Here is an 8077-nt window from a genome sequence, read left to right on the forward strand (position 1 = left end):
CTTCCCGTTCAATATCCCGACCAATCGCCTTTTCCAATTGAAACAATAATCGGTAATCAGCCAAATTGATCGGGACGTATGTCTCACTGATATCCCCTTCTGTTTGGATATGAACCAAAATGGAAGGATGGCCGTTTTTCAATTCCACTTTTAACCTCGTTGTCCCTCTCATCGCTCGATAACCAATCGCTTCTTTTTTTCCTTTCCATGGGATCGTAATATTCGTTTGTTTGATTCGATCCAACACCCAAAGCACGCCTCGTTCCGTTGAGCCGTTCACCCAGCGAACAAGACGGTCTTTTTTAAATAACGCCAGCCCATCCAAGCTGATGCGAGCATCTGGCACAGAGGATTGAACGTTTGTTTGCCGTTTGCCCCGCTGTGTGTTTCCTTCAATGACAACACCCGTCAAGACTATATTTTTTCCTGAAGATGTAAAATCACGAATCGCCCACCAGGCATCAGTGTTGATTGTCTGCCCCAAGTCCATCTCGGAAAACTCCAACGTCTTAATAATTTGATTGGCGGGAATTTTGTCAATGGGTGTTAATACGCTTAACACCTCTTTCGCTGAGTGGCCATGAGCAATAACCAGCTTCGTTGTCGTCCGAAACTCTTGATTCCGTTCTATCGCATCGAATACCCCATTCAACCCTTGGCGTGCCAATTCCTCGCTGATGACCACCAAGTTGGTATGAGCGTAATACAGGATGCGCGACAACTTTTTCGAGGCTTTCCGGCTTGCCTCGACCAATGTGTCTCCGGTCGACGTATAAACGGAAATGGGCACGCCGCCCGCCCCGCCGCCACGCTGGGTGGCGCCGGCGACGTTGCCGGGGTTGACGACTTGAAACGAGGCCAAATATCTGCCGTCTTTTGTTTTATCAAGACCAACGGCAATGACAAACGCTAAGTCAGGAAGCTCCTTTTTACTCCAACAACCAGTCAACAACACCACACAAACAAAAAGGGACACAAACATGGCGATAGATCGTTTCATGATCCATCCTCCTTTTCCTGGCGTGTTGGCGCCGGAGGCTGCGGTTTCTGATCCCCTGATTGGCGAATGATATTTTTCTGGTTAATCAGGCGCGGCCGCTCGCGGTACATCCATGTCGGAATCCGAAAGAGGGTATCGCCTACATTGGTTGCAATAAATGGAGCGAGCGGCGACATGTATGGCATGCCAAATGAACGCAAGCTGCATAAATGGAGAATCATAACCAACAACCCCATCATGATGCCGTAAAACCCGAACATCGCTGCTAAAAACATCAACCCGAAGCGGATGAGGCGGGCTGAAATGGCGATGGCAAACGACGGCGTCGCAAAGCTGGCGATCGCCGTGATCGAAACGACGATTACCATCGCCGACGATACAAATCCAGCTTCAACCTCCGCCTGCCCGATGACCAAGGCACCAACAATCGACACCGCCTGTCCGACTGCACGCGGCAGCCGAATCCCCGCTTCGCGCAAAATCTCAAATGTCACTTCCATGATTAATGCCTCGACAAAAGCGGGAAACGGCACAGCCTCTCGCTGGGCGGCAATGGCGATGACAAGCTGAGTGGGGATCATTTCTTGGTGAAACGTCGTCGCCGCGATATAAATGGCCGGCGCAACGAGCGAGAGAAAAAAAATCAATACGCGCAAAAAGCGGAGAGCAGTGGCGATATCAAAACGGGCATAATAATCCTCTACCGCTTGAAAAAATTGGATAAACAAAGCCGGCACAATCAGGATAAACGGCGTCCCCTGAATCAAAATCGCAATCCGCCCCTCCAGCAAATTCGCCGCCACCACATCGGGACGCTCGGTATGGTAGATCGTCGGAAATGTCGTAAACGTTTGATCTTCGATTAACTGTTCAATATAACCGGACTCAAGCACGCTGTCCGTATCAATGCGGCGCAGGCGCGCTCTCACTTCCTCGATAACCTCGTCATTGGCAATGCCTTTGATGTACATGATCGCGACATCCGTTTGCGTCACGGTGCCGATTTGCATCGTTTCCAGCCAAAGATTGGGATTTTTAATGCGGCGGCGGATCATCGCGGTGTTTGCGCGCAACGACTCCGTAAATCCCTCGCGCGGCCCGCGGACGGCGAGTTGCGTCTGTGGCTCCTCGATTGCACGATATTGGCCGCCTTTGGTGCTGGCGCTGACAGCGGACGGCACCCCATCCAACAAGATGATGGTCTCTCCGGAAAACAGCTCCAAAAACAGGTGTTCCCAATCGATGACATGCTTCACACCGCCCACCGCGGCCAACTTTTGTTCGATCCACGGAAACGATTCTTTTTCTGTTAATGACAGTGGAAATGACGCCTCTAGCAACGGCGTTAGCAAAAACTCGTACACATGTTTTTCGTCAACAAGACCATCCACAAAGACGATGGCTGCATTGATTTGCTTCTCTTGGCCAAGCGAAAACCGGCGGATGACAACATCGCTGCTTTGTCCAGTCGTTTGGCGGATGATGTCAAGGTTGACGGCTAATTCAGCTGACATCGGCTCTTGCGGGACGTCCGTTGCCTCGCCGCTATGGTCCGGTCCTTCTTGTTTCACCCTGTCATTGATCTGCTTTTTTTGTCGGCCCATTCCCCATTGAAACAGCATGTTTTTCCTCCTCACTCCGCTTCCTTTTTATCCCTCATTATGGACACGAAATCGGGAGGGTATACGCCCGTGCATCAGTTTTGAATCAATAGCAAAAACTAAAGAAAAACAGCAGGTGGAACGCCATGAAACTAATTGTTGTTTGGCTGATGTTTGCCTTGCTCGCCATAGGAACGATGGTAAGCATGGATCAGTTGATGGGGATGACCTTGCATCAATCGTTGTATATCGTGCTGAATCCCTTTCGGGCAATGGAAATGCCTGAACTATTTATTTTATCCTTGTTCATTTTTTTTCTGTTGCTCGATCTATTGAACGTTTGGATGTGGAAACGAAAAAACAAAACGTCTTGACCAACAGCCGGTGGAAAAAAGAGGAAGGTGCCCCAAAAGCAACGGGACACCTTTTCTCTTCATCGGGCGTTACCTTTTCTGTATTTGCTCCCAATGATGCCGTTGTTGCAACCACTCGCGAACATGGGTGCTGTGTGAAGATAAGGGAACGGTAAACGAATCGCCGTCGCTTTGCAGCAATTCAATATCCCCCTGCCATGTTCTCCCCCCGCGGATGATGTCCTCCACCGGCTCATTCCACAAATCTTGTTTGAGCGCCTGGACAAACGACTCGATCTCCTTCGGATCGGCCAGCACGACCACCGGACGCCCCGTTTCGACATTGCGGATCGTCACTTGGCGGATCGGAGAATAGCTCGGGCGAAGGAGCAAATAATATTGCTGCTTATATTCGTTTGAACCCATGATGCGCTGAAAATACGGCATGTACGGTTCAATCGGCACTTCGTAGCGGCGGAGGAGACGCGTGCCGTCTTTTAGCACATAGCCGATCACAATCACGTTGCCAAAACGTGACAGGAGCGGCTGATCGTGCACAAGCTGCGCATGAAGCGCCCTGACAGCTTTGATGTTGTCCTTCGTGCGCAAAAACTGATCGAATGCTTCAAACTCTCTTTCCATCAAGTTAGGATTTTGCCAATTCATCACCGACTGGCCGAAATAGACTTTCTCAATATCGGACAAATTCGGAACGTGTCTCACATATCCAACCGGATCAAGGCGCACAGTCAAAAATAAGACCGACATCACAGCGGCAAAGGCGATATACCCTTTCCATTTATGAAAAACACGCCATGTTTTCATCACGACCATTTGCGCAACGGCATACCCGATAAGCGAAAACGCAACATACCCAAAGATGATCCATCCCCACTGCCGTTGGACTTGTCCAAAGTAGAACCCGCCGGTCAAGCACATGCAAAGCGCCACTCCATACACAAACAGCGGGCGAAGCACTGAAAAGGCGAGCGCCTGTCCGGCCGCTTCCGTCGGCCGCCGCTCGTACAACCAAATGGACACCCCGAAAAACAGAAGCGACAACAGCAGCAACAGTCCGGCTTCCCCCGCGCTCATCGCCTGATCCGTCAGCATCGCATAACGAATCGGCAGCGGCAGCGCCCAATCCATCAGATTTCCCGATAAATAGTACCCATCGGGGAATCCATACAACCATAACGGCAAATTGCTAAACAGCAGCACCATGATGCCTGTCGGAAAAAAGAGAGCAATATTCGTTAACACAATATGAACGATCGATTGGCCGACGAGCACGCCGACCATGACACCTAGCGCAAAAATCACCGTCTCTACGACAAGCGTCTCGCCAAGCCATCGTCCCACATCCCCCGCTCCAATCGGCCACGGGAGATCAAGTCCGTACAGACATCCGATCGCAACCAAGGCGGTCAACACGAGCGGAACCGCCAAAAAGAGCCATCCAATAAGCATCTGCCCGGCAAGCAGTTCGGTGCGGCGGATGGGCAAGCTATGGATGAAATCAGCCAACCGTTTCTCATGCATATAGCGAACCACGCCGGCCGCCGCCAAGATCGGGACAAGCCAAGCAATCAACGTCTCGAACCCGTTGGATATATCGTAAACGTCTTTCCATGGCGACACATTTCCGACTTTTGGATCATATTGCGAGTACGAAAGCCCAATCGGCAATACGATCGCCGCCAGCCATAACAGCAGATGAATGATGGCAATCCAGCCGATTTGGCGAACATTTTGCGTCCACATGGCACGGTTAGCCGACAACCGTTTCGCGGACATCGACAACATCCCCCATTTCATACACAAAAATTTCTTCCAACGACAACGGCAAGACGTCAAGAATGAGCGGAGCAAACGAACTCACCGTCTCTTCGATAGATCGTTTCTCGCCGCGGACGACAAGAAGAACGATGCTGCCGCGCTCCTCGCGATGCACGATGTCAAGGCGTTCGGCCAACTCGCTCGGAAATCCGCCGCGAAACGCGACTTGAATTTTATGCATCCCGGCGCGCAGCTCGTTTAAATCGCGCTCCATCCGTACGGTCCCTTGCGCCATCAATCCGACGATGTCGCATAAATCTTCGAGCTCGCGCAAATTGTGCGACGAAATGACGACCGTCATCTCCCGTTCGGCCACTTCTTCTATGAGCAGCTGCTTCACATGGCGACGGACGAATACGTCGAGCCCATCAAGCGGCTCATCCATCATGAGCACGTCCGGCCGGACGGAAAAAGCAAGCCAAAACGCCGCCTGGCGCTGCATGCCTTTGGAAAACTGCTGAATCTTTTTGTTTGGATCAAGCGCAAAGACGGACTGCAATTCCAGAAACCGTCCGCGGCTGAACGAAGGGTACAGTTGCTCGTAAAAATCCGCCATTTGCCGAATTGTCGCGTGCGGAAAAAAGTAGACAAAGTCTGGCAAAAACAAAAGGCGTTGCTTGATGCGGACATTTTCCCACACATCCTCCCCGTCCACTGCAATCGTTCCGCGATCTTGGCGGAGAATGCCTGCCATCATCTTTAGCAGCGTCGTTTTTCCAGCGCCGTTCGGGCCGAGCAGCCCGTAAATCGCTCCTTTTGGCACCATCATGTTCGCGCCCTTGACAGCGGCAAATCGATCAAACATTTTCGTCACGTCCACAAGTTGAATCACGATTCTCCCTCCTCTTTCTCCCCTTCTCGAATCCATTGCCATAACTGCTCATTTGTCACCCCTAAAAACCGTGCTTCCTTGACAAGGCGGACAAACTGCTCACGGACCGCAGCGATCGCCTCGATGTTTGGTTCTTTCGAGCGCGGGGCAACGAAGCTGCCTTTCCCTGGAATCGAATAAATCCAGCCGTCACGTTCCAGTTCGCGGTACGCTTTTTGAATCGTATTTGGGTTGATCATCAGCTGTTTCGCCATCGTCCTGACCGATGGCAGCTGATCGTGCGGCTGCCATAGTTCGCGAACGATCATTTCTTTCATTTTGTCAATCAGCTGCTCGTAAATCGGCTGGCGGCTGCGGATATCAAGCTCAAACATCTCCCCTCCTCCTCTCATTGTCACAACCGCACTATAACCAATAGTACACATAAAACAGAAGAAAGGCAAGAATTTTTTCCAAAATAAAGAAAGAATCCATTCCTGGATTCTTTCTTCCTCTCATTCCGGCGCCGTTTGCCGCCTCGTTGACCGTTGCCGCTCGGCGGGCTGATACGTCTGAACAAACAGCCCATCTCCTTCGAGCCACTCGGCGATCAACACGTCTTTTGGCGAGGCAATTCCTTGTTTTTGCAGTTTGGCGGCCAGCCATTGCTCCGTTTTCCCAAGCTCCGCTAATTCGTCTGCCAACAGCTGGCCATCCCGGATCAGCGTCACCGGGACATACACCGGGTGGAGCGGCAGCTGGAAATCTTCACGCCGATCGTCAAATGAAGCCATTTCATGCTGCGCCCCCTTGCATGCCGTTGATGTTCGCCCTTTCTTCCCTGTATTGTGCCCCCTGCCGCCTGAGAAGTTTCGCTGTTGGGTTGCCGTTTGCGCGGATAAATTCCCCTGGACTGGAAACACTATCGTTTTAGAAAGCCAATCAGCGGCATTTCATCAGAAAAGAAGCCGGTTCAGCAAGGTTTCTGGAATCAGCAGCCTTTTGCCCTACATCCCCCGCCCTTTGGAGATTGCATGGAAAGAAAGGGATCCATGATGAACGGACAGCCGCTTAGCGCTCTGCAACTGTTATTTATGGTCATGCTGTCGGTCGGGCTGATGAATCATGTCATCATCATCCCCTTTATGTTTGAGGCCGCCCACCGCGATGCGTGGATCGCCGCCTTGGGAGCGTTGGCGTGTTTGCTCGTTTGGCTGCCGCTGCTTTATTTCACCATCCGACAACTGAACGGCGAGCGGCTGTTTGACTGGCTCAAGGCCCGATTTTCGAGCGCGGCTGCTTATGCGATGGCCGGTGTCAGCAGCGCATTCTTGCTTCTTCATAGTTTTGTCACGTTAAACGATACGGTCACGTTTACCACCACCTCTTATTTGACGGCGACGCCGAGATGGGCGCTGATTTTGGTCATCGTGGCCGTTTGTTTTTATAACTCGTACCAAGGCATCGACTCGATTGCCAACACTTCCATGATCATTTGCCCGTTCGTCATCGTGTTTGGTTTTTTCGTTATGCTCTCGACCACGCCTCATAAAGATTATTCACTGCTCAGACCAACGCTTGAACATGGTGTTGGACCTGTGCTCAACGGCATGATGTACGCCGGAGCGGGATATGTGGAAGTGATCGTTCTATTGTTTCTCTCCCATCGCCTGCCTCGCCCATTTTCATGGAAGGCGCTTGCCGCCATCGCTGTTTTCACAGCCGGGCTGAGCATCGGGCCGACGATTGGCACCATCACCGAATTTGGCCCCGAGCAGGCGACGCGCCTTCGCTATCCGGCGTTTGAGCAATGGCGGATGGTCAGTTTAGGGACGTACATTGAGCATGTGGACTTTCTGTCGGTCTATCAATGGCTGTCCGGCGCCTTTATCCGCATCTCCTTATCGACAGCGCTGATTGTGGAATTGTTTCCGATCCGCCATCCGCAAACCCGCCGTTGGGTGCTCATTGTCCTCTACTTGGCGATCACATTGGCGGCGCTGGCGCCGGTCAGCGATGAACAGTTTTTGCATTTTGTCAAACATGGGGTGCTGCCGGCATCGCTGCTGTTTAGTCTTGCGCTGTCCGTTGTGTTAAGTGGTTTCGCTTTGTTGGCATATCGAAAAAAGAAAAGAGGGGTGGCAGGATGAAACGACCCATGCGAGCCGCCGAAGGCAAACGGTTGAAAGACGATTACACGGGGCTCGAGACCGTCATCATCTCCGAAGAGGCGTTGCGCACGATGTACGCCAAATGCCCGGATGTCATCATGACGGAAGCCGCGATTCCAACCTCTTTTGACGGCTCGGCGGCTGTCGTGCACTTGCTGTTTATTTATTGTGAAGAACTGTGCGATACGCAAATGCTGCAAAAGGCCATTTATCCGATGTTCCGCGAGCTGTGCGAACAGCATCCGTGCTTTACGGCTGCTGACATCGAGGCCCGCAAACCGGCGGCGCTTGAGTATATGGGA

Annotated in this window: 8 protein-coding genes and 1 pseudogene; 3 read left to right on the forward strand and 6 right to left on the reverse strand. The window is 51.8% G+C overall.

Going from position 1 to position 8077, the window contains the following annotated elements:
* Both IKE44_RS10230 and IKE44_RS10235 read right to left on the reverse strand, forming a co-directional pair.
* The coding region (locus IKE44_RS10230; RefSeq protein ID WP_287465822.1) for a Ger(x)C family spore germination protein at nt 1-1000 on the reverse strand (1000 nt) is incomplete at its 3' end.
* A complete protein-coding gene (locus IKE44_RS10235) occupies nt 997-2622 on the reverse strand; it encodes a spore germination protein (RefSeq protein ID WP_121650136.1) in 1626 nt (541 codons plus the stop codon). The genes IKE44_RS10235 and IKE44_RS10230, both read right to left, overlap by 4 nt.
* Nucleotides 2623-2747: 125 nt before the next feature.
* Here IKE44_RS10235 and IKE44_RS13875 point away from each other — a divergent pair, with 125 nt between their 5' ends.
* On the forward strand, nt 2748-2975 hold the full coding sequence (locus IKE44_RS13875) for a YczF family membrane protein (RefSeq protein WP_033015165.1): 228 nt from the start codon (nt 2748-2750) through the stop codon (nt 2973-2975).
* 69 nt (nt 2976-3044) lie between these two features.
* Here IKE44_RS13875 and IKE44_RS10240 read toward each other — a convergent pair whose 3' ends face one another.
* From IKE44_RS10240 to IKE44_RS10255, 4 genes are all read right to left on the reverse strand, one after another.
* On the reverse strand, nt 3045-4751 hold the full coding sequence (locus tag IKE44_RS10240) for an ABC transporter permease (protein ID WP_049626704.1): 1707 nt from the start codon (nt 4749-4751) through the stop codon (nt 3045-3047).
* Nucleotides 4726-5625: an ABC transporter ATP-binding protein gene (locus IKE44_RS10245; protein WP_049626705.1), complete on the reverse strand. Its 900-nt coding sequence runs from the start codon at nt 5623-5625 to the stop codon at nt 4726-4728. The genes IKE44_RS10240 and IKE44_RS10245 overlap by 26 nt, the downstream gene beginning before the upstream one ends.
* Entirely contained in the window at nt 5622-5999 is a 378-nt protein-coding gene (locus IKE44_RS10250; protein WP_064213440.1) for a GntR family transcriptional regulator, read from the reverse strand. Before IKE44_RS10250 ends, IKE44_RS10245 begins: the two co-directional genes overlap by 4 nt.
* A 120-nt stretch (nt 6000-6119) precedes the next feature.
* Complete coding sequence (locus IKE44_RS10255) at nt 6120-6398, reverse strand: YetF domain-containing protein (protein WP_049626706.1); 279 nt, start codon at nt 6396-6398, stop codon at nt 6120-6122.
* A gap of 261 nt (nt 6399-6659) precedes the next feature.
* Between IKE44_RS10255 and IKE44_RS10260 the strand changes: the two genes are divergently transcribed.
* Both IKE44_RS10260 and IKE44_RS10265 read left to right on the forward strand, forming a co-directional pair.
* Complete coding sequence (locus IKE44_RS10260; RefSeq protein WP_287465826.1) at nt 6660-7754, forward strand: GerAB/ArcD/ProY family transporter; 1095 nt, start codon at nt 6660-6662, stop codon at nt 7752-7754.
* Nucleotides 7751-8077, forward strand: a pseudogene (locus tag IKE44_RS10265) (spore germination protein); the annotation flags it as partial. The gene IKE44_RS10260 and the pseudogene IKE44_RS10265, both read left to right, overlap by 4 nt.

Source organism: Geobacillus sp., assembly GCF_017515625.1.
Lineage (GTDB): Bacteria > Bacillota > Bacilli > Bacillales > Anoxybacillaceae > Geobacillus > Geobacillus stearothermophilus.

What these genes read in the sequence shown, in the direction of transcription:
- IKE44_RS10235 (WP_121650136.1), bottom strand. Translation starts at nt 2,622, where the DNA reads ATGCTGTTTCAATGGGGAATGGGCCGACAAAAAAAGCAGATCAATGAC.
- IKE44_RS13875 (WP_033015165.1), top strand. Translation starts at nt 2,748, where the DNA reads ATGAAACTAATTGTTGTTTGGCTGATGTTTGCCTTGCTCGCCATAGGA.
- IKE44_RS10240 (WP_049626704.1), bottom strand. Translation starts at nt 4,751, where the DNA reads ATGTCCGCGAAACGGTTGTCGGCTAACCGTGCCATGTGGACGCAAAAT.
- IKE44_RS10250 (WP_064213440.1), bottom strand. Translation starts at nt 5,999, where the DNA reads ATGTTTGAGCTTGATATCCGCAGCCGCCAGCCGATTTACGAGCAGCTG.
- IKE44_RS10255 (WP_049626706.1), bottom strand. Translation starts at nt 6,398, where the DNA reads ATGGCTTCATTTGACGATCGGCGTGAAGATTTCCAGCTGCCGCTCCAC.
- IKE44_RS10260 (WP_287465826.1), top strand. Translation starts at nt 6,660, where the DNA reads ATGAACGGACAGCCGCTTAGCGCTCTGCAACTGTTATTTATGGTCATG.